Below are 21342 nucleotides of genomic sequence, written 5' to 3'. Positions count from 1 at the left end.
CCATTGGTCGGGCTCACTCGCCCCCGTAACTTCGTGTCACAATTTGCCATCTCCCTTGAGAGCACCCCATGGACACTTTGCAAAACATGCGCGCCTTCAGTTGTGTCGCCGAGGCCGGCAGCTTCACCGCCGCCGCCGTACAACTGGACACCACCACGGCCAACGTCTCGCGCGCGGTCTCCAATCTGGAGGCCCATCTGCAAACCCGCTTGCTCAACCGCACCACCCGCCGCATCGCCCTGACCGAAGCCGGCAAGCGCTATTTATTGCGCTGTGAGCAAATTCTCGCCTATGTCGAGGAGGCCGAGGCCGAAGCCAGCGACGCCCATGCACGCCCCGCCGGGCAGCTCAAAGTGCACACCATGACCGGCATCGGCCAGCATTTCGTGATCGACGCGATTGCCCGCTACCGCCGCACCCACCCCGACGTGACCTTCGACCTGACCCTGGCCAACCGCGTGCCCGACCTGCTGGACGAGGGCTACGACGTGTCCATCGTGCTCGCCAGCGAGCTGCCGGACTCGGGGTTTGTCTCCCAACGCCTGGGGATCACCTACAGCATCGTCTGTGCCTCGCCGGCCTACGTCAAAGCCAACGGCTGCGCGCAGCGGCCCAGTGACCTGCTCAACCATGCCTGCCTGCGCCTGGTCAGCCCGGTGATCCAGTTGGACAAATGGGCCTTCAACGGCCCGGACGGCCAGGAAAGCGTGAGCATCAACAGCTCGCCGTTCCTGGTGAACTCCGCCGACGCGATGAAGACCGCGATCATCAGCGGCATGGGCGTCGGCCTGCTGCCGGTGTACGCGGCCATCGAAGGCCTGCGTAACGGCACCCTGGTACGGATGATGCCGAATTACCGCTCTCAGGAACTGAACCTGTACGCCATCTACCCGTCGCGCCAGTACCTGGATGCGAAGATCAAGACCTGGGTGGAATACCTGCGCGGCTCGCTGCCGGAGATCCTCGCGGCGCACCAGGCGGAACTGGTTGCGTATGAACTGAGTGGCAGTTTGGGTGGGGTGCGGCTGGGTAGCTGACCTGCCGTCATCGCAGGCAAGCCAGCGCCCACATTTTGCCCTGTGCCCACAGAGGTCTAGCGGTGTCCTGACATTCGCAGCGAGGAATGTTAGCGTGCTTGGCATTCTTCCCTGTCGATGAGCCTCACTTGCGATGAAAAAGACTGTCCTCGCCTTCAGCCGTGTCACCCCCGCGATGATCGAACGCCTACAACAGGACTTCGAGGTCATCGTCCCCAACCCCAAGCAGGGTGATATCAACGCGCAGTTCACTGAAGCCCTGCCCCACGCCCACGGCCTGATCGGCGTCGGCCGCAAGCTCGGGCGGGCGCAGCTCGAAGGGGCGAGCAAGCTGGAAGTGGTGTCCAGTGTCTCCGTGGGTTACGACAACTACGACGTGGACTACTTCAACGAACGCGGGATCATGCTCACCAACACCCCCGATGTGCTGACCGAAAGCACCGCCGACCTGGCCTTCGCCCTGCTGATGAGCAGCGCCCGCCGCGTGGCCGAGCTGGACGCCTGGACCAAGGCCGGGCAGTGGAAAGCCAGCGTCGGCGCGCCGTTGTTTGGCTGCGATGTACACGGCAAGACCCTGGGTATCGTCGGCATGGGCAATATCGGCGCGGCCATCGCCCGCCGTGGGCGCCTGGGCTTCAATATGCCGATTATCTACAGCGGCAACAGCCGCAAGACCGCACTGGAACAGGAACTGGGCGCGCAGATGCGCAGCCTGGACCAGTTGCTGGCCGAGGCGGATTTTGTATGCCTGGTGGTGCCGTTGAGTGAAAAGACCCAGCACCTGATCAGCCATCGCGAGTTGGGCCTGATGAAATCCAGCGCAATCCTGGTGAATATTTCCCGAGGCCCGGTGGTGGACGAGCCTGCACTGATCGAAGCCCTGCAAACCCAGCGCATTCGCGGCGCCGGGCTGGATGTGTATGAGCGCGAGCCCCTGGCCGAGTCGCCGCTGTTCCAACTGAGCAATGCAGTGACCTTGCCGCATATCGGGTCGGCCACCCATGAAACCCGTGAAGCCATGGCCAACCGTGCCCTGGACAACCTGCGCAGCGCCCTGCTGGGCCAGTGCCCGCAGGATCTGGTGAACCCGCAGGTGTGGAAAGGCTGATCGGCATTGTAGGAGCTGGCAAGCCAGCCCCTACAGTTTTTGGCGCGAACGTCGATAACCCGCTATAGATTGTTATCGCTGATCCACAGAAGGTTTTTATGTCCACCACCAAAGCCCGCGCAGATTCACTCTCGCTTCTGCTCTTTACCTTGCGCAGCGGCAAGCTGATGGCCATCAACCTGCTGAAAGTCAGCGAAATCATTCCCTGCCCGCCGCTGACCAAGCTGCCGGAGTCCCACCCGCACGTCAAAGGCATCGCCACCCTGCGTGGCGCGGCCTTGTCAGTGATCGACCTCAGCCGGGCGCTGGGCGAAATGCCCCTGCAAGACCCCGACGGCGGTTGCCTGATCGTCACTGATGTCAGCCGCTCCAAGCAGGGCCTGCATGTGCAGGCGGTGAGCCGGATCGTGCATTGCCTGACCACCGATATCCGTCCGCCGCCCTTTGGTTCCGGCGGCACACGCTCGTTTATCACCGGCGTGACCCAGGTCGACGGGGTGCTGGTGCAGGTGCTGGACATCGAAAAAGTCATCCACGCCATCGCCCCCGCGCAGATCGAAGTGGCACCGACCGACCTGACCATGGAAGAAGCCGAAGTGCTCGGCCATGCGCGCATCCTGGTGGTGGACGACAGCCAGGTGGCCCTGCAGCAATCGGTGCACACCCTGCGCAACCTCGGCCTGACCTGCCACACCGCTCGCAGTGCCAAAGAGGCCATCGACGTGCTGCTGGAACTGCAAGGCAGCGCCGGGCAGATCAATGTGGTGGTGTCTGACATCGAAATGTCGGAAATGGACGGCTACGCCCTCACCCGCACCCTGCGCGAAACCCCGGATTTCCAGGATTTGTACGTGCTGCTGCACACCTCCCTGGACAGCGCGATGAACAGCGAAAAAGCCCGCCTGGCCGGTGCCGACTCGGTGCTGACCAAGTTTTCGTCACCCGAGCTGACCAAATGCCTGGTGGTCGCGGCCCAGACCGTGGCGCAAAAAGGCCTGTAAACATTGACAGCGTATTACCAACTGCTGCGCCGCGACCTCACCACCAGCCTGCCCGCGCCGCAATGGCCGGGCGGCATCCGCCTGGACCATTACCGCGACGAACTGGCCCCGGCGATTCATGCGGTGTTACGCATGACCCAGGAACAGGGCGGCGGCCATGTCGCCAACCTGGACACCTGGCAGCAGCAGTTCATCAGCAACGCAGAGTTCGACCCCAGGCTGTGCCTGGTGGTCAGCAACGCCGAAGGCATACTTGGCGTGGCCCAATGCTGGACCAGTGCCTTTATCAAGAATCTCGCCATCCACCCCTGTACCCAGGGCCAGGGGCTGGGTCGCGCCTTGTTGCTGCACAGCTTCCAGGTGTTCAAGCAACGCGGCGAGCCCTATGTGGACCTCAAGGTGCTGGAGAGCAATCTGCGCGCACGCCAGCTGTATGAAAGTGCGGGCATGGTGTTTGTGCTGCGCGACGTGGTCAGCGACGACTGACCGGCACTGGCGCATAACTTGCTTCCAGAGTCTCTGAACGGCGGATAGAGGTAAAAACCCGTCACCGTCCAAGAGCGCCCTCTGACCTGGCCTGGTAGCAGATCTTCCATGAATACCCATTTTTCCTGCGTTGGTTGCGGCAAATGCTGCACCGACCATCATGTCCCCCTGACACTCGACGAAGCCCGCCAGTGGGCGGCGGACGGCGGCAATGTCATCGTCCTGGTGGAAGGCTTCCTGGGCAATGGCCTGGGCCTGCCGCTGCAACAACGCGAGCATGCCGAACGGCGTTCGGTGGTGGTGCCCAGCGGCACGACCGAGGCGTTTGTGGCCATTACTTTTGCCGCCTACAACGCGGGGCCCTGCCGGAATCTTGACGAAGACAACCGCTGCGGCATCTATGAGCGGCGGCCACTGGTCTGTCGTATCTACCCGATGGAGATCAACCCGCATATCCCACTGAACCCGGCCGCCAAGGATTGCCCGCCGCACTCCTGGGAACAGGGCCCGGCGCTGATCGTCGGGGGTGAACTGGTGGACCCTGAACTGGCGGAGCTGATCCGCCGCTCACGCCAGGCCGACCGTGACGACGTGCAGACCAAGGAAGCGGTGTGCGCCCTGCTGGGGATTCGCACCACGGCGCTCAAGGGCGATGGCTTTACCGCGTACCTGCCGGATATGGGCGCGTTTGCCCAGGCCATTGAATTGGCGGTGGAACAACCGGCCATGGCCAATGAGTGGGTGTTTCATGTGTCCGGCATGGACATCGCCGAACAGTTACTGGATGCCGGGGCACAGATCGCCACCGAGGTGCCGGCCAACTATGCGTTTATCTCGCTGCGCGCTGCCTGAGGCGCGTCAAATGGGTTGGGGCTGTACTGTGGCGAGGGAGCTTGCTCCCGTTGGACTGCGTAGCAGTCCCATTTTAGGGCCGCTTCGCGCCCCAACGGGAGCAAGCTCCCTCGCCACAGGTTATTGATTGCCCTGCACCCTCTCTGAACTGAAGGGCATCAGGGCTTGCCACAGCCACAACCTAGTGGCGTTTGCCCCAGAACTCTTCTGCCAGCCGCCGCAGATCTTCCGCCAGGGCCGCCACGTCGCCCGAGCTGAGCTGGCTCTGCTGGCCGGCAGTGACGGTGGCTTCGCCGGCATTACGGATGCCGACAATATTGCGATTGATGTCTTCGCTGACCGCGCTCTGTTCTTCCACTGCAGTGGCAATCTGCACACTCATGGCGGTGATCTGGTTGACCCGCTGGCTGATGCCATCCAGGGCCGATGCGGCGCGCTGGGCGTGATCGACGCTGGCTTCGACATGCTGGCTGCTCTGCTCCATGGCTATCACCGCATCCCGGGCGCCGCCCTGCAGGGTGCTGATCATGCGCTGGATTTCATTGGTCGATTGCTGGGTACGTTGCGCCAGGCCACGCACTTCGTCGGCCACCACCGCAAAACCACGGCCCTGTTCGCCCGCTCGCGCTGCCTCGATGGCCGCGTTGAGGGCCAGCAGGTTGGTCTGCTCGGCAATCGCCCGGATCACCTCCAGCACACCGGAAATATCACCGCTATGGCTTTCCAGTTGATGGATCACCGTGGTGGCCCTGGCCAGTTCCTGGGACAGACGCAGCACCGCATCGCGGCTTTCGTCCACTCGCTGATGACCTTCGCGGGTCTCGCTGCCGGCCTGGTCGGCGGCTTTCGAAGCCTGCTGGGCATGGTTGGCGACTTGCGCCACGCTGGCCGCCATCTCATGGATGGCGGTGGCCACCTGGTCGGTCTGGCTCTGCTGGCCCAGGGTGCTGCTGTGGCTGCTGTCCAGTTGCTCGACCAGGGCAGCGGCGTGCCCGGACAAACGCTGCGATGCATCGCCAATCCGGCCGACCACCGCGCCCACCTGGGCTTCAAGCATCTGCATGGCAAATTCGATTTGCCCCAGCTCATCCGCACGCCCGGTATAGATCGCCTGGCTGACGGGGTTATCGGCGATCTGCCGCGCCCGCTCGCTCAATTGCCGCAGGGGGCGCAACAACAGGTTGACGCCTAATATCCCCACCGCCCCCACCGCCGCCAGGCCCAGCACTTGCACCGCCCACGGATAGCTCGCCAAGCCGACCCCAGCCCCCCAGGTCAAGGCGCATGTCGCGCCGGTGACCAGCGACAACTTCAAGGGCATCTTCAGCACCGGCCGCATGCGCCGAGTGCCCGTGCGCAGACGGGCATACACGCGCTCAGCTGCCATCACCCGCCGCGCATCGGGCCGGGTCCGCACCGACTGGTACTCCACCGCCACGCCGTCGCGGGTGACCGGCGAGGCATAGGCACTGACCCAGTAGTGATCGCCGTTCTTGCAGCGATTCTTCACCATGCCCATCCACGAGCGACCGCTTTTGAGGGTCTGCCACATATGGGCAAAGGCCGCCGACGGCATGTCCGGATGGCGCAGCAGATTATGTGGCGCACCCAGCAGCTCCTCGCGGCTGTAGCCGCTGACGTCGATAAAGTCCTGGTTGGCGTAGGTAATCGAACTGCCGAGGTCGGTGGTCGAGAGAATGTTGGCATCTTGGGCAATGTCCACATTTCGACCCGTGACCGGGAGATTGATCTTCATGGAAAGCGCGCTCGGGGGTTATTGGGGGAGTCGGCAGGGGCACCGACTCTAAGCGCACCGGTTGAGCAAATACTGATCCAGCTCATGTTCCACGCATTTAGTTGCCCGGCGCCAGCGCCTGCGGCTCGTGGTACTCCTCAATCAGGGCGACACAGTCCAGCGCCACCCGTGCGCTGCGCGGCAACCTGCGCACGGCCAGTACACTGCGGGCGGGCAAGCGGCTACGGGCGAAGTAGCCCAGGTACACCTCATTGACCAGGGCCAGGTCATCCAGGTCAGCCAGCATCAAGGTGCACTTGACCACCCGATCCAACGACGAATGATGACGCTCCAACAGGTCGTGCAGGTTCTTCATCACCTGCTTCATCTGCGCGCCCGTCCCGCCTTTCACCGGATTACCGCGAATATCCAACCCCGAGATACTGGAGATGTACAACGTGTCGCCGACCCGCACCGCCTCGGAAAAAGGCAGCGTCAGCTCGCTGGGGTAAAAGCGCGGCCCATCGCCCGGTTGCGCCGCTGCAATGTCGAGTTCCTCCTGCAGATACCCTCGCAGAATGCGCTGGTGCTCGCCGCTCTGCTTGAGCTGCTCCAGCGCCCGGTTAAGGTCACTGCGCAATTCGCGATCGGACTTGCGCACGCCGATGGCCACGGCAGTGCCCATCTGTTGGCCGGTGACCGGCGGGCCGACGAAATCGAAAGGTTGCCCCTGCTCGGTGTCGAGCAGCTCCTGGCGAATTTCGGCTGTACCTTGCAGGGTCGCGTCAATATCACCGGCCACCAGGCTGCGGATCAACTGGTCATTGAGCCAGAAGCTCTTGATGATCACCCCGGCCGGCGCCCATTGCGCCAGGGCGAACGCTTCGCGATTGCTGCCGGTCAACACCCCCACGCGCTTGCCCTTGAGGGCGCGTACCGTGGGCATCAGCCCGGAATAACGGCGCGCCACCAAGTGCGTGGTCAGGGGATACAAATCGTCGGTGAAGTCGATCAACTGCCGGCGTTGCGGGGTAGAAGCCATGCCCATGATTGCGTCGAAACGCCGGCTTTCAAGGGCTGCGATGCTATGGGTGAAGACTTGATCGACCCAGATGCAGCGAACATCGAGTTGCGCGCACAAGGCATTGCCCAGTTCGATGTTCAAGCCGACCAACTGCCCTTGGGCGTTGCGGCTTTCATAGGGAGGAAACAGAGGGGAAATCGCGAAGCGGATCTCGCTGCGCGGCGCCGCGGCGGCCACCGGCCCTATCAGAAAGGCGCCCGACAGTAGCGCCCCAATGGATAAAACAAAGATCTTTGCCCAAGCCATGAAGACATCCCTTTCTTGAAAACCCCACTCCTTCACCCCGTGCTGCCAACCAGGCGCGGCGAAGGGGTATCGAGCAAGCTTTCAAGAAAAGGTCATGGGCCGACAAGGCGAAAAGTCAGCAATGGCTGTAGGCAGTCAGCGCTTGCCCATCGAACGACGGGTGCCTGGCGGCGCCATGCCGGGGGTCTTGGTGTGGCCGTTCTTCGCGCCGTTTTTGTACCACGGCTGATTGCTGTCTTTCGCCCCGGCCAGCTCACCCGGCTTGAAGGGGAATTTGAACGCCGGGATCACCGGCTTGGCTTCACTGTCGAGGCTGTCTGGATCAGCGAGTTCGGCGCTTTCAACAGGCGGTTGTGTCGGGGAATTCATGGAAGCTCCGGAGCGTGCAAAAAATGACGCGGGCCCGACTTGCGGGCCACACTGGCGCGCAGTATACCTGCGCGCCCTGGTTCTTTAACCACTGCCCGTACGAATGGTCGACCTTTGCTGACAGCCCTGTCAGTTACCGGTCACTTTGCTGACCGGGTTTGCAGGCTATAAAGAGCCTACGCTCCTCCCTTTCCCTGTCCGGACGCCGCGAGACCATGCCCATTCAACGCAAAACCACCGTGATTGTGCTCGCCGTCGTAGCCCTGGCGGTCGTGGCCTGGGTGGCGACCCGGCCGGCCAAGACCAAGCTGTCGGCTTCCAGCGCAATCCCGGTACGGGTGGTCAGTGTCGCGCAGCAGGATATCCCACGGTTCGTCAGCGGTATCGGCTCGGTACTGTCGCTGCATAGCGTGGTGATCCGCCCGCAGGTCGACGGCATTCTCACCCAGTTGATGGTCAAGGAGGGGCAACGGGTCAAGGCCGGCGACCTGCTGGCGAGCATTGATGACCGGGCGATCCGCGCCAGCCTTGACCAGGCCAAGGCCCAGTTGGGCGAAAGCCAGGCGCAGTTGCAGGTGGCACAGGTCAATCTCAAGCGCTACAAAGAGCTGAGCATCGACGACGGCGTGTCGAAGCAGACTTACGACCAGCAGCAAGCCCTGGTCAACCAGCTCAAGGCCACGGCCCTGGGCAACCAGGCGGCAATTGATGCGGCCCAGGTTCAGCTTTCCTACACACAGATTCGCTCCCCCGTCAGCGGTCGGGTGGGGATTCGCAATGTGGATGAAGGCAACTTCCTGCGTACCAGCGATGCCCAGGGCCTGTTCTCGGTGACGCAGATCGACCCGATCGCCGTGGAATTTTCCCTGCCGCAACAGATGCTGCCGACCCTGCAGGGCCTGATCGCCGCGCAACACCCGGCCAGTGTCGATGCGTTCCTCGGCGCCGACACCGACAGCCCGGCCGCCATCCTGCTCGGCGAAGGCCGCCTGAGCCTGATTGATAACCAAATCAGCGCCACCACCGGCACCATCCGCGCCAAGGCCGAATTCAGCAATGCCACGCAAACACTGTGGCCGGGGCAACTGGTCACGGTGAAGATCCAGACCGCCCTCGACAAGGCGGCCCTGGTGGTGCCGCCGACCGTGGTCCAGCGCGGCCTGGACTCGCACTTCGTGTACCGCGTCAATGGCGACAAGGTGGACGTGGTGCCGGTGCACGTGACCTACCAGAACAGCGACCTGACGATTGTCACCGGTGTGCAGGCCGGTGATGTGCTGGTCAGCGACGGCCAGTCGCGCCTCAAGGCCGGTGCCCAGGTGGAGGTGCTCAAGGAGCCGCCGCAAGTGGTCCAGACCGCCCAAGCGCAGGCCCGGCCATGAAGGGCCGTGGCTCAGTATCGGCCTGGTGCGTCGACCATCCGGTCGCCACCCTGCTACTGACCTTTGCCCTGGTGCTGCTGGGGTTGATCGCCTTTCCGCGCCTGCCCGTCGCGCCATTGCCGGAGGCGGAGTTCCCGACGATCCAGGTCACCGCCCAACTGCCCGGCGCCAGCCCCGACACCATGGCCTCGTCGGTGGCCACGCCCCTGGAAGTGCAATTCAGTGCCATCCCCGGCATGACCCAGATGACCTCCAGCAGCGCCCTGGGCTCCAGCCTGTTGACCCTGCAATTCACCCTCGACAAGAGCATCGACACCGCCGCCCAGGAAGTGCAGGCGGCGATCAATACGGCGGCCGGCAAATTGCCCAGCGATATGCCCAACCTGCCGACCTGGCGCAAGGTCAACCCGGCGGACAGCCCGGTGCTGATCCTCAGTATCAGCTCCAACAATATGCCCGGCACCGAACTGAGCGACTACGTGGAGACCCTGCTGGCCCGGCAGATCAGCCAGATCGACGGCGTCGGCCAGATCAGCATCACCGGCCAGCAACGCCCGGCGATCCGGGTACAGGCCTCGCCGGACAAACTCGCCGCCATCGGCCTGACCCTGGCCGATATCCGCCTGGTGCTGCAGCAGTCAAGCCTGAACCTGGCCAAGGGCGCGCTGTATGGGCGCGACAGCGTATCGACGCTGTCGACCAACGATCAGCTGTTTCATCCTGAGGAATACGGCGAGCTGATTGTTTCCTACAAGGACGGCGCGCCGGTGCAGTTGCGCGACGTGGCACGGGTGATCAACGGTTCGGAAAACGCCTACGTGCAGGCCTGGTCCGGTGATACACCGGGGGTCAACCTGGTGATTTTCCGCCAGCCGGGGGCCAATATCGTCGACACCGTGGACCGCATTCAGGCCGAACTGCCGCGCTTGCAGGCGATGCTGCCGGCGTCGGTGGAGGTCAGCTCGCTGTCGGATCGCACCAAGACCATTCGTGCCTCGCTGCATGAAGTGGAAATCACCCTGTTGATCGCGGTGTTGCTGGTGGTGGCGGTGATGGCGCTGTTCCTGCGCCAGTGGTCGGCAACCCTGATTGTCTCCAGTGTGCTGGGGGTGTCGCTGGTGGCCACTTTTGCCCTGATGTATGTGATGGGCTTCAGTTTGAACAACCTGACCCTGGTGGCCATCGTGATTGCCGTGGGTTTTGTGGTGGACGATGCGATTGTGGTGGTGGAGAACATCCACCGTCACCTTGAGGCGGGCCTGGACAAGCGCGAAGCGGCGATCAAGGGCGCCGGCGAGATAGGTTTTACCGTGGTGTCGATCAGCTTTTCGCTGGTGGCCGCGTTTATCCCGCTGCTGTTCATGGGCGGCGTGGTCGGGCGCCTGTTCAAGGAATTTGCCCTGACCGCGACCTCGACCATCCTGATTTCGGTGGTGGTGTCCCTGACCCTGGCGCCGATGCTGGCCGGGCAGTTTATGCGCGCCCCCACCCACCCTCCCCACGACAAACCGGGCTTTGGCGAACGCCTGCTGGCCGGCTACGCGAGGAACCTGCGTCGGGCCCTGGCCCATCCGCGCACGATGCTCGGCATCTTCACCGTGACCCTGGGCCTGGCCGTGGCCGGCTACGTGTTTATCCCCAAGGGCTTTTTCCCGGTACAAGACACCGGTTTTATTCTTGGCACCAGCGAGGCAGCGGCCGATGTGTCCTACCCGGACATGGTGGCCAAGCACCAGGCCCTGGCCGAAATCATCAAGGCCGACCCGGCGGTGGAAAACTTCTCCCACTCGGTGGGTGTGACCGGCAGTAACCAGACCATCGCCAACGGCCGCTTCTGGATTGCCCTGAAAGATCGCGGTGATCGCGATGTGTCGGCCAGCCAGTTTATCGACCGGATCCGCGCCAAACTGGCCCGGGTACCGGGGATCGTGCTGTACCTGCGCGCCGGCCAGGACATCAACCTCAGCTCCGGGCCCAGCCGCAGCCAGTACCAGTACGTGCTCAAGAGCAACGACGGCGCGACCCTGAATACCTGGACCCAGCGCCTGACCGAAAAACTGCGCACCAACCCGGCCTTCCGCGATCTGTCCAACGACCTGCAACTGGGCGGCAGCATCACCCACATCAGCATCGACCGCCAGGCCGCCGCGCGTTTCGGCCTGACCGCCACCGATGTCGACCAGGCGCTGTACGATGCGTTCGGCCAGCGCCAGGTCAATGAATTCCAGACCGAGACCAACCAGTACCAGGTGGTGCTGGAACTGGACAGCCAGCAACGGGGCAAGGCCGAGAGCCTGAACTACTTCTACCTGCGCTCGCCCCTCAGCGGTGAAATGGTGCCATTGTCGGCACTGGCCAAGGTCGACCCGCCGACGGTCGGGCCGTTGTCCATCAGCCACGACGGCATGTTCCCGGCGGCCAACCTGTCGTTCAACCTCGCACCGGGCGTGGCCCTGGGCGACGCCGTGATCATGCTCGACCAGGCCAAGAACGAGATCGGCATGCCGAGCACCCTCATTGGCAATTTCCAGGGCGCGGCCCAGGCGTTCCAGAGTTCATTGGCCAGCCAGCCGTGGCTGATCCTCGCGGCGCTGGTGGCGGTCTATATCATCCTCGGCGTGCTGTATGAGAGCTTCGTGCATCCGCTGACCATCATCTCGACCCTGCCCTCGGCCGGCCTGGGTGCGTTGATCATGCTGTGGCTGCTGGGCCAGGATTTTTCCATCATGGCCTTGATCGGCCTGGTGCTGTTGATCGGCATCGTCAAGAAAAACGGCATCCTGATGATCGACTTTGCCCTCGAAGCGCAACGGGTTCGTGGGCTGGCACCGGCGGATGCGATTTATGAAGCCTGTGTCACGCGTTTTCGACCGATCATCATGACCACCCTCGCCGCGCTGCTGGGCGCAGTCCCGCTGATGCTCGGCGCAGGCCCCGGCGCGGAGCTGCGCCAGCCCCTGGGCATCGCGGTGGTCGGCGGGTTGCTGGTGAGCCAGGCGCTGACGCTGTTCACCACGCCGGTCATATACTTGTACCTTGAGAAGCTGTTCCACAGACCCACTCCGGCCCTCGGGCTGGCGACCACACATTGAGGCGGGGTCATGCGTGTCCTGATTATTGAAGACGAAGAGAAAACCGCCGACTACCTGCATCGCGGGCTGACGGAACAAGGCTACACGGTGGACGTCGCCCGCGACGGCATCGAGGGCCTGCACCTGGCCCTGGAAAGCGACTACGCAGTAATCGTGCTCGATGTGATGCTGCCCGGCCTCGACGGGTTTGGCGTGCTGCGCGCATTGCGGGCGCGTAAACAAACCCCGGTGATCATGCTGACTGCCCGCGAGCGCGTGGAAGACCGCATTCGCGGCCTGCGCGAAGGCGCCGACGATTACCTGGGCAAGCCGTTTTCCTTTCTCGAACTGGTCGCCCGCCTGCAAGCCCTGACCCGCCGTAGCGGCGGGCATGAACCGGTGCAGGTGACCGTTGCCGACCTGTGGATCGACCTGATCAGCCGCAAGGCCAGCCGCGCCGGCCTGCGCCTGGACCTGACGGCCAAGGAGTTCTCGCTGCTCAGCGTCCTGGCGCGGCGCCAGGGCGAGATCCTGTCCAAGACGGCGATTGCGGAAATGGTCTGGGACATCAATTTCGACAGCGACGCCAATGTGGTCGAAGTGGCGATCAAGCGCCTGCGGGCCAAGCTCGACGGGCCCTTCGAGCACAAGCTGCTGCACACCATCCGTGGCATGGGCTATGTACTGGAGAACCGCAGTGTCGAGTAACTCGATTGCCCTGCGCCTGAGCGGCATGTTCACCCTGGTCGCGCTGGTGATTTTCCTGCTGATCGGCGGCGCGCTGTACCAGCAGGTGGACCGTGGCCTGGGCCTGTTGCCGGAGGCCGAACTGGATGCGCGCTACAGTGTGCTGGAGTCGTCGATCACGCGTTTCGGCACGCCGGATCACTGGGTGAAAATGACCAACAAACTCAAGCTGCTGGGCGAAGAGGATGCACGTATTCGCTTCTGGGTAGTGAGCAGCAACCCGGCCTATGAGTACGGCAACCCGGACGCGCACCTTCGCGAGTTCGCCGCCGGCCCCACGGGCAAGCGTGATTTATACCTGCCGGGGCATGCGTACCCGTTCAAGGTGCTGGTCAGCCAGTTCCCGGCCAAGGACCTGCGCCCGCCGCTGCGCTTTATGATCGCCATCGACACCGCCAACTTCCGCGCCACCCAGCACCATTTGCTGATGGCGTTGATCAGCCTGGCGTTTATCGGCGTGGTGCTGGCTTCGCTGCTGGGCTTCTGGGTCGCGCGCATCGGCCTCAAGCCGCTGATCAGGCTCTCGGATGAAGCGCAAAAACTGGCCCCGCCGAAACTGTCCGGGCGCTTGCAATTGTCGCCGCTGCCCCCGGAGCTCAAGCAATTCGCCAATGCCTTCAACTCCACCCTGGAGCGGGTGGAAACCGCCTACTCGCGCCTGGAGTCGTTCAACGCCGACGTGGCCCACGAACTGCGCTCGCCACTGACCAACCTGATCGGCCAGACCCAGGTGGCGCTGACCCGTGGCCGCTCGGCCGAACATTACTTTGAAGTGCTGCAATCGAACCTGGAGGAGTTGGAGCGCCTGCGTTCGATCATCAATGACATGCTGTTCCTGGCCAGCGCCGACCAGGGCAGCAAAGCCACCAAGCTGGTTGAAAGCTCCCTGGCCGATGAGGTGGCGACCACCCTCGACTATCTGGACTTTATCCTTGAAGACGCCCAGGTGCAGGTCACGGTGGCCGGCGATGCCCAGGTGAAGATCGAAAAGGCCCATTTGCGCCGGGCCCTGATCAACCTGCTGAACAATGCCGTGCAGCACACCTCGCCGGGGCAGGTGATCGAGGTGCGGATTGAAGCGCACGAGCAGCAGGTGCTGATTGGCGTGACCAACCCTGGAGAACGGATCGCCAGCGAGCATTTGCCACGGTTGTTCGAGCGTTTCTACCGCGTCGACGCCTCACGCAGCAACAGCGGGGCCAATCATGGGTTGGGGTTGGCCATCGTCAAGGCGATTGCCTTGATGCATGGCGGGGATGTATTTGTGCGCAGTGAACACGGTGGCAACACCTTTGGTATCACCCTGCCGATCTGATTTTCAAAACCACTCCGACATAAGCCCATTCCCATAGAGGGTCTTCATCGTCTTGACTGTTGCGATTTGGGCAACAGTCATTATCTTGTTACACTCTGTACCGTACCGCTCGCCTGCGCCAATATGTCGCATCGACGAGCGAGACGGCAAAGACAGCCGACCCGCCCTGCCATTTCCCTCGACTTATTTCCAGGGCTCTACACTGGGAATCTGTCTTAAAGCCGCTGACTTCAGCGGCTTTTTTTTGCCGTAAAAAAGGCCAGGAACACCCCACAACATTGGCCGTTCAGACTGACCCAAAGGAGCTCCCCCGGTGAAAACCGCGCTGACATTCACCCCGTTATTCCTCGCGATTGCAGCAACTATCTCCCCTATCGCCCATGCCGCAGACACCCCTCCCACCGACGGATTCGTCGAAGGCTCCAGCCTCAATATCAACACCCGCAACTACTACATGAATCGCGACCGCCGCGACATTCACACCGACGACAGCAAAGAGTGGGGCCAAGGCTTCCTTGGGGTCTTCGAGTCCGGTTACACCCAGGGCACCGTGGGTTTCGGCCTGGATGTGCATGGCATGCTCGGCCTGAAACTGGACGGCGGCGGCGGTACCGACGGCTCCAGCATCCTGCCGTACGGCAGCGGCAACGGCAAAGCGCCGGGCTCGTTTTCCACCGGTGGCGGCACCCTGAAAATCCGCGCCCTGGATACCGAATTCAAAGCCGGCGATCTGTTCCTCAACAACCCGGTAATTGCCGGCGGCATGACCCGCATGCTGCCCGAGACCTTTCGTGGCGTCAGCCTGACCAACCACAGCCTCGACGGCTGGATGTTCGAAGGCGGCCAGGCCAGCTTTGCCAAGCTCTACAACCAGAGCGGCCACGGGCGCATCGGCACCAGCTATGGCGCGCTGCCCAAGGGCCAGGACAGCCAGCATATGAACTGGGCAGGCGTGGCCTGGAGCGGTCTGCCAGGGCTGACCAGCAACCTGTACGCCTCCGAACTCAAGGACGTGTGGAACCAGTACTACTACGACCTGGACTACACCTACGCGGTCAATGACCTGGTCAGCCTCAACCCGGGCCTGCACTTCTACCATACCCAGGACACCGGCAATGCCTTGCTGGGGGATATCGACAACAACACCTACAGCCTGCATTTCACCGTGGGCGTGGGCAATCACAGCGTCATGGCCGCCTACCAGCGGGTCAACGGCAACACGCCGTTCGACTACATCGCCCAGGGCGACAGCGTGTACCTGGACAACTCCCAGCAATACTCGGACTTCAACGGCCCCAACGAGCGCTCGTGGAAGCTCAAGTACGCCTATGACTTCGCCGGGCTCGGCGTCCCTGGCCTGACGTCAGCGGTGTCGTACATCAGCGGCAAGACCGACCTGACCAAAGTCGACCCCAACAGCCGCGGCTACTCGGCCTGGTACAGCGCCGACGGCAAGAACGCCAAGCACTGGGAGCGGGATATCGACCTCAAGTACGTGGTGCAGGGCGGCAAGGCCAAGGACCTGGCGGTGCGCCTGCAATGGGCGACCAACCGGGGCAGCAATGGCTACTCGGCGGTGGACCGCGATGTGGATGAGTACCGGGTGATCGTCGACTACCCGATCAATGTGTTCTGACGGCCAATTATCTTTTTTGCCGATGAGCTAATTTCAGGCGCGCGGAACTAAACTGCCTCATCGTCACCGCCGAAGTCCGTCCGATGAGTCAACGCCGCGCCCTTAACCTGCCTGCACGCCCGGAGCTTTTGCTGATTCTGGGCAGTGGCCTCACCGTCACCCTGATCCTGATCATCGTCGCCGTGCTGCTGATCCGCGAACATGCCAGCACGCTGCAGACCGCCCAACGGTCTACCAGCAATATCACCCAACTGATCAATGCCGATGTGCTGCGCAACGTCGAGCTCTATGACTTGGCACTGCACGGCCTGATTGAGGCGGCCGGCAAGGACTTGTCGGGACTGCCGGCGGATGTGCGGCATCAACTGCAATTCGACCAGTCCACCGCAGCCCCCTATAAAGGTGAAGTCCTGCTGCTGGACGCCCAGGGCGCGGTGCTTGCCGACTCGTCGACGCTGACCCCAACCCGACGTAACTTCGCCAACCGCGACTACTTCCAGGTCCATCAACAGAACCCCGAGGCCGGACTGTTTATCAGCCGCCCGTTCAAGATCCATTGTCAGTGCGAGCAGGTCTGGCGTATCGCCTTCAGCCGCCGCGTGACCGGGCCCGACGGCGAGTTTGCCGGGGTGGCCGTGGCGACCATGCGCCTGGCGTATTTCGACCAACTGTTCAGCAGCCTGACCATCGGCAACGGTAACACCATCAACCTGCTTAATAATCAGGGCATCCTGCTGGCCCAACAACCCCTGCTCGAACGGGACATGATCGACAAGGACCTGAGTTCACGCCCCAACTTCAAACGCATGCTGCAAGAAGGCAGCGGCAGCTTCCGGGCCATCTCTGCGATCAGCGGTACGCCACGGCTGTATACCTTTACCAATGTGGGGCGGTTGCCATTGATCGTGGTGGTGGCGTTGGCCAGCGACGATGTGTTCGCCGCCTGGCAGCGCGCCGCGTGGCTGACGGCAGGGGCCACCGGGGTGTTGTGTGTGGGCCTGCTGTGGCTGAGCTGGATGTTGCGCCTGGAACTGCGGCGCCGATATCGCGCCGAGAAGGTGCTGTCAGAACTGGCAGCCACGGACGCCCTGACCGGCCTGGCCAACCGCCGGACCCTCGACCAGCGCTTGGCTCTGGAATGGGAGCGCGCCCGCCGCTCGACCGAGCCCTTGTCTGTGCTGATGATCGACGTCGACCACTTCAAGGCCTTCAACGACCGCCATGGCCATCAGGGGGGGGATGAAGCCTTGCGCAGCGTGGCGCAGGTGATCGGCCGCCAAATCCGCCGCCCAGCCGATATGGCGGCACGTTACGGCGGCGAAGAGTTTGCGGTGATCCTGCCGCATACCGATGCCAACGGTGCCAGGACGATTGCCGAGCATATCCGCCAGGGGATCCAGCACTTGCCGCCGGTTGCGGGTGATAGCGAGCCTATTACGGTGAGTATCGGCCTGAGCACCTGGGACAAACGCAGCAGCGCGTCATTGGAGGAGTTGCTGCTCAGTGCTGACCGGGCGTTGTATGAGGCGAAAAATAGCGGGCGTAACCGCGTCGTCGATGCGGCCCTGTTGAGGTAGTGGTTGCGTACCTATTGTGGCGAGGGAGCTTGTCACCACAGATCTGCCTCGCGCCTTGATTGAACATTGGCGGAGCCACAAACCGCCGCCATAAAAAAAGGCCACCCGAAGGCAGCCTTTAAAAACTAAAGAAAGAGAGTTGTTACTTACACCGCCGCAACGGGACGCATGTAAGAGATCGGTGCGGTGCTGGCATCTTCGAAGGTCACGACTTCCCAAGCATCTTTCTGCTCAATCAACTTGCGCAGGAGCTGGTTGTTCAGTGCATGGCCCGACTTGAAGCCTTTGAACTCGCCTATCAGGCTATTGCCCAGCAGGTAGAGGTCACCAATTGCATCGAGGATCTTGTGCTTCACGAATTCGTCTTCATAGCGAAGGCCGTCTTCGTTCAGTACACCATCCGCGTCGACCACGATGGCGTTTTCAACGCTGCCGCCGAGTGCGAGGTTGTGCTTGCGCAGGTACTCGATGTCACTCATGAAACCAAAGGTACGGGCGCGGCTGACTTCTTTTACGAACGAAGTGCTGGAAAAATCCACGCTTGCACTTTGGGTGCGGTCACGGAATACCGGGTGATCGAAATCGATCTCAAAGCTCACTTTAAAGCCTTCGAACGGGACGAAGGTGGCGCGCTTGTCGCCGTCTTCTACTGTCACTTCCCGCAGAATGCGAATGAACTTCTTGGCTGCGTCCTGTTCTTCCAGGCCGGCAGATTGAATCAGGAATACGAAAGGTCCAGCGCTACCATCCATGATCGGGACTTCAGACGCGGAGAGCTCGACGTAGGCGTTATCGATGCCCAGGCCAGCCATGGCCGAGAGCAAGTGCTCCACCGTGTCCACTTTGACGTCACCGTTGACCAATGTGGTCGACATGGTGGTTTCGCCAACGTTTTCCGCGCGAGCAGGAATCTGCACCACAGGGTCCAGGTCGGCACGAACAAACACGATGCCGGTGTCGACAGGTGCGGGCTTGAGAGTCAGGTATACCTTCTCCCCGGAGTGCAGACCTACACCTGTGGCACGGATAATATTCTTCAGGGTGCGTTGTTTAATCATGGCTTGGACCGCTTCAGCGCAAATTGCGAACTGGTATCAACAAAGGCTGGCGATAATAGCAGACCAGACCTTTGCTGAACACCAATCACCTTCATAGCCCTGATACATTCCATTAATCGGCCTGACGACGCAGGAAAGCCGGGATGTCCAGATAGTCCAGATCATCTTGCGGATTCGGGCTACGGGACGCCGCAGCACCAGCCTGGGCCTGGTTGCGCATCACGGTCGGACGATCCAGATCACGGTAGTTCACCGACGGCAGTTCCTGACGAGCAGGTGCTGGAGCGGCGGCCGAGGCCTGGCTGGTGTGCACGGTATTGTCGATAACCTTCACCGGTTTCTCGATTTTAGCGCCCAGACCCGTGGCAACCACGGTCACATGCAGCTCGTCGCGCATATCTGGATCGATAACGGTACCGACCTTGACCATCGCGTGCTCGGAAGCGAAGGCTTCGATGATGCTACCCACGTCGGAGTACTCACCCAGGGACAGGTCAGGACCGGCGGTGATGTTCACCAGGATGCCGCGTGCACCTTGCAGGTTCACGTCTTCGAGCAACGGGTTGCGGATGGCCGCTTCGGTCGCTTCACGTGCACGGTTAGGACCGCTGGCGCAGCCAGTGCCCATCATTGCCATGCCCATTTCGCTCATGACCGTGCGTACGTCGGCAAAGTCGACGTTGATCATGCCCGGACGCTTGATGATGTCGGAGATACCGCGAACGGCACCGGCCAGTACGTCATCGGCCTTGGCGAAAGCCGACAGCAGGCTGGCGTCTTTACCGAGGATGGTCAGCAGTTTCTCGTTGGGGATGGTGATCAACGAGTCAACGCTTTCAGACAGCAGACGGATACCTTCGTCGGCGATCTGCATGCGCTTGCGGCCTTCGAACGGGAACGGACGGGTCACGACAGCGACCGTCAGGATCCCCATTTCCTTGGCTACTTCAGCAATGATTGGCGCCGCACCGGTACCGGTACCGCCGCCCATGCCAGTGGTGATGAACACCATGTTGGTGCCTTGCAGCACTTCGGCAATACGCTCGCGGTCTTCCAGGGCGGCTTGACGGCCGACTTCCGGATTGGCGCCAGCGCCCAGGCCCTTGGTCACGGCTGTGCCCAATTGCAGGATGGTCCGCGCGCCGATGCTCTTCAGCGCCTGGGCATCAGTGTTGGCGCAGATGAATTCAACGCCTTCAATGTTGCTCTTGACCATATGATTGACAGCGTTGCCGCCGCCACCGCCGACACCGATTACTTTAATAACCGGGCTTGCGGGGATGTTGTCTACGAGTTCGAACATTTTCCCTCTCCTTTCATTTCTCTAGTTTTTTCGCCTACTACTTTGAAACGGTGTTGCGGTAAATCTTTAGAAATTGCCTTTCACCCAAGCCTGCAGGCGCTCCAGCAACGGCGCTTTGGGCTCGTCACTGCTATAGCTTTCGCGGCTGCCAATGCCCGACAGGGAAATGCCGTCGGTCTGCTTTTGCAGGCCGTACAACAGCAAGCCCACACCGGTGGAATAAATCGGGTTGCGCACCACGTCGCCCAGGCCCTTGACGCCATGGGGCACGCCCAGGCGGACCGGCATGTGGAAGATTTCCTCGGCCAGTTCGACCGCGCCTTCCATCTTCGAGGTGCCACCGGTCAGCACGATGCCGGCCGGGATCAAATCTTCGTAGCCGCTGCGACGCAGTTCAGCCTGGATCAGGGTGAACAGTTCGTCGTAGCGCGGCTCGACCACTTCGGCCAGGGCCTGACGCGACAGTTCACGCGGTGGACGGTCGCCCACGCTCGGTACCTTGATGGTCTCGCCGGCACCGGCCAGCTTGGCCAGGGCGCAGGCGTAGCGGATCTTGATTTCTTCGGCGTACTGGGTCGGTGTCCGCAGGGCCATTGCAATGTCGTTGGTCACCTGGTCGCCGGCAATCGGGATCACCGCGGTGTGACGGATCGCACCTTCGGTAAAGATCGCGATATCGGTGGTGCCGCCGCCGATGTCCACCAGGCATACGCCCAGTTCTTTTTCGTCGTCGGTCAGGACCGAGTAGGCCGAGGCCAACTGCTCAAGAATGATGTCGTCGATTTCCAGGCCGCAACGACGCACGCATTTTTCAATGTTCTGTGCGGCATTCACGGCGCAGGTCACCACGTGGACCTTGGCTTCCAGGCGGACGCCCGACATGCCCAGGGGCTCACGTACGCCTTCCTGGTTATCAATCACGTAGTCCTGCGGCAGGGTGTGCAGCACACGCTGGTCAGCCGGGATCGCCACGGCCTGGGCAGCGTCGAGGACGCGCTCAAGGTCGGCCGAGCTGACTTCACGGTCGCGGATCGCCACGATGCCGTGGGAGTTCAGGCTGCGGATGTGATTGCCCGCCACGCCGACGAATGCCGAGTGAATCCGGCAGCCCGCCATCAGTTGCGCTTCTTCGATAGCGCGCTGGATCGACTGCACGGTGGATTCGATGTTGACCACCACGCCCTTCTTCAGGCCCCGGGACGGATGCGTGCCGATTCCGACGATTTCCAGCGTGCCGTCGTCCGCGACCTCGCCTACCAGCGCCACCACCTTGGAGGTGCCGATATCGAGACCGACGATCATTTTGCCGCTTTGCACGTTTGCCATGGGTCCTGC

General features: G+C 62.2%; 17 protein-coding genes. 11 read left to right on the top strand and 6 right to left on the bottom strand.

What is annotated here, in order from left to right; genetic code table 11:
* Nucleotides 1–68: 68 nt before the first annotated feature.
* From HBR94_RS02230 to HBR94_RS02210, 5 genes are all read left to right on the top strand, one after another.
* On the top strand, nucleotides 69–1037 hold the full coding sequence (locus HBR94_RS02230; protein WP_057958518.1) for a LysR family transcriptional regulator: 969 nt from the start codon (nucleotides 69–71) through the stop codon (nucleotides 1035–1037).
* Nucleotides 1038–1170: 133 nt separating this feature from the next.
* Nucleotides 1171–2145: a D-glycerate dehydrogenase gene (locus HBR94_RS02225; RefSeq protein WP_170044073.1), complete on the top strand. Its 975-nt coding sequence runs from the start codon at nucleotides 1171–1173 to the stop codon at nucleotides 2143–2145.
* A 98-nt stretch (nucleotides 2146–2243) separates the two neighbouring features.
* Nucleotides 2244–3146: a chemotaxis protein gene (locus tag HBR94_RS02220; protein ID WP_057438202.1), complete on the top strand. Its 903-nt coding sequence runs from the start codon at nucleotides 2244–2246 to the stop codon at nucleotides 3144–3146.
* A gap of 3 nt (nucleotides 3147–3149) precedes the next feature.
* On the top strand, nucleotides 3150–3632 hold the full coding sequence (locus tag HBR94_RS02215) for a GNAT family N-acetyltransferase (protein ID WP_170044072.1): 483 nt from the start codon (nucleotides 3150–3152) through the stop codon (nucleotides 3630–3632).
* Nucleotides 3633–3740: 108 nt separating this feature from the next.
* Nucleotides 3741–4484: a YkgJ family cysteine cluster protein gene (locus tag HBR94_RS02210; RefSeq protein WP_057958515.1), complete on the top strand. Its 744-nt coding sequence runs from the start codon at nucleotides 3741–3743 to the stop codon at nucleotides 4482–4484.
* Nucleotides 4485–4665: 181 nt separating this feature from the next.
* Here the strand turns inward: HBR94_RS02210 and HBR94_RS02205 are convergent, their stop codons facing one another.
* The 3 genes from HBR94_RS02205 to HBR94_RS02195 form a co-directional block, all read right to left on the bottom strand.
* Nucleotides 4666–6240 carry a PAS domain-containing methyl-accepting chemotaxis protein gene (locus tag HBR94_RS02205; protein WP_170044071.1) on the bottom strand — a complete coding sequence of 525 codons (1575 nt, stop codon included), beginning with the start codon at nucleotides 6238–6240 and terminating at the stop codon, nucleotides 4666–4668.
* A gap of 97 nt (nucleotides 6241–6337) precedes the next feature.
* On the bottom strand, nucleotides 6338–7549 hold the full coding sequence (locus HBR94_RS02200; protein WP_170044070.1) for a transporter substrate-binding domain-containing protein: 1212 nt from the start codon (nucleotides 7547–7549) through the stop codon (nucleotides 6338–6340).
* A gap of 135 nt (nucleotides 7550–7684) precedes the next feature.
* A complete protein-coding gene (locus HBR94_RS02195; RefSeq protein ID WP_057438192.1) occupies nucleotides 7685–7918 on the bottom strand; it encodes a hypothetical protein in 234 nt (77 codons plus the stop codon).
* Nucleotides 7919–8133: 215 nt separating this feature from the next.
* On the opposite strand from HBR94_RS02195, the gene HBR94_RS02190 reads away from it, so the two are divergent.
* The 6 genes from HBR94_RS02190 (at nucleotide 8134) to HBR94_RS02165 (ending at nucleotide 17646) form a co-directional block, all read left to right on the top strand.
* Nucleotides 8134–9300, top strand: coding sequence for an efflux RND transporter periplasmic adaptor subunit (locus HBR94_RS02190; protein ID WP_170044069.1), 1167 nt, complete (start codon nucleotides 8134–8136; stop codon nucleotides 9298–9300).
* Nucleotides 9297–12392: a multidrug efflux RND transporter permease subunit gene (locus HBR94_RS02185; protein ID WP_170044068.1), complete on the top strand. Its 3096-nt coding sequence runs from the start codon at nucleotides 9297–9299 to the stop codon at nucleotides 12390–12392. Before HBR94_RS02190 ends, HBR94_RS02185 begins: the two co-directional genes overlap by 4 nt.
* A 9-nt stretch (nucleotides 12393–12401) precedes the next feature.
* A complete protein-coding gene (locus HBR94_RS02180) occupies nucleotides 12402–13079 on the top strand; it encodes a heavy metal response regulator transcription factor (RefSeq protein ID WP_057958510.1) in 678 nt (225 codons plus the stop codon).
* Nucleotides 13069–14433 carry a heavy metal sensor histidine kinase gene (locus HBR94_RS02175; protein ID WP_169959743.1) on the top strand — a complete coding sequence of 455 codons (1365 nt, stop codon included), beginning with the start codon at nucleotides 13069–13071 and terminating at the stop codon, nucleotides 14431–14433. The genes HBR94_RS02180 and HBR94_RS02175 overlap by 11 nt, the downstream gene beginning before the upstream one ends.
* Nucleotides 14434–14746: 313 nt before the next feature.
* Nucleotides 14747–16069, top strand: coding sequence for an OprD family porin (locus HBR94_RS02170; RefSeq protein ID WP_057958508.1), 1323 nt, complete (start codon nucleotides 14747–14749; stop codon nucleotides 16067–16069).
* Between the two features lie 83 nt (nucleotides 16070–16152).
* Nucleotides 16153–17646, top strand: a complete 1494-nt coding sequence (locus HBR94_RS02165; RefSeq protein ID WP_170044067.1) for a sensor domain-containing diguanylate cyclase — start codon at nucleotides 16153–16155, stop codon at nucleotides 17644–17646.
* Nucleotides 17647–17792: 146 nt separating this feature from the next.
* On the opposite strand, the gene lpxC is transcribed toward HBR94_RS02165, so the two are convergent.
* From lpxC to ftsA, 3 genes are all read right to left on the bottom strand, one after another.
* Entirely contained in the window at nucleotides 17793–18704 is a 912-nt protein-coding gene (lpxC, locus tag HBR94_RS02160; RefSeq protein WP_029297841.1) for a UDP-3-O-acyl-N-acetylglucosamine deacetylase, read from the bottom strand.
* A gap of 112 nt (nucleotides 18705–18816) precedes the next feature.
* The gene (ftsZ, locus tag HBR94_RS02155; RefSeq protein ID WP_057444456.1) at nucleotides 18817–20007 is read right to left on the bottom strand and encodes a cell division protein FtsZ; all 1191 of its coding nucleotides are present in this window, start codon (nucleotides 20005–20007) and stop codon (nucleotides 18817–18819) included.
* Nucleotides 20008–20073: 66 nt separating this feature from the next.
* Nucleotides 20074–21333 (bottom strand): cell division protein FtsA, encoded by a 1260-nt coding sequence (gene ftsA, locus HBR94_RS02150; RefSeq protein ID WP_029297837.1) that lies wholly within the window; start codon nucleotides 21331–21333, stop codon nucleotides 20074–20076.
* Nucleotides 21334–21342: the final 9 nt, after the last annotated feature.

The sequence above is a fragment of the Pseudomonas sp. WS 5412 genome, from assembly GCF_012985615.1.
Taxonomy (GTDB): Bacteria; Pseudomonadota; Gammaproteobacteria; order Pseudomonadales; family Pseudomonadaceae; genus Aquipseudomonas; species Aquipseudomonas shahriarae.
The sequence above is the reverse complement of the archived record's forward strand: the minus strand, read 5'-3'. Positions and strand labels throughout refer to the sequence as shown.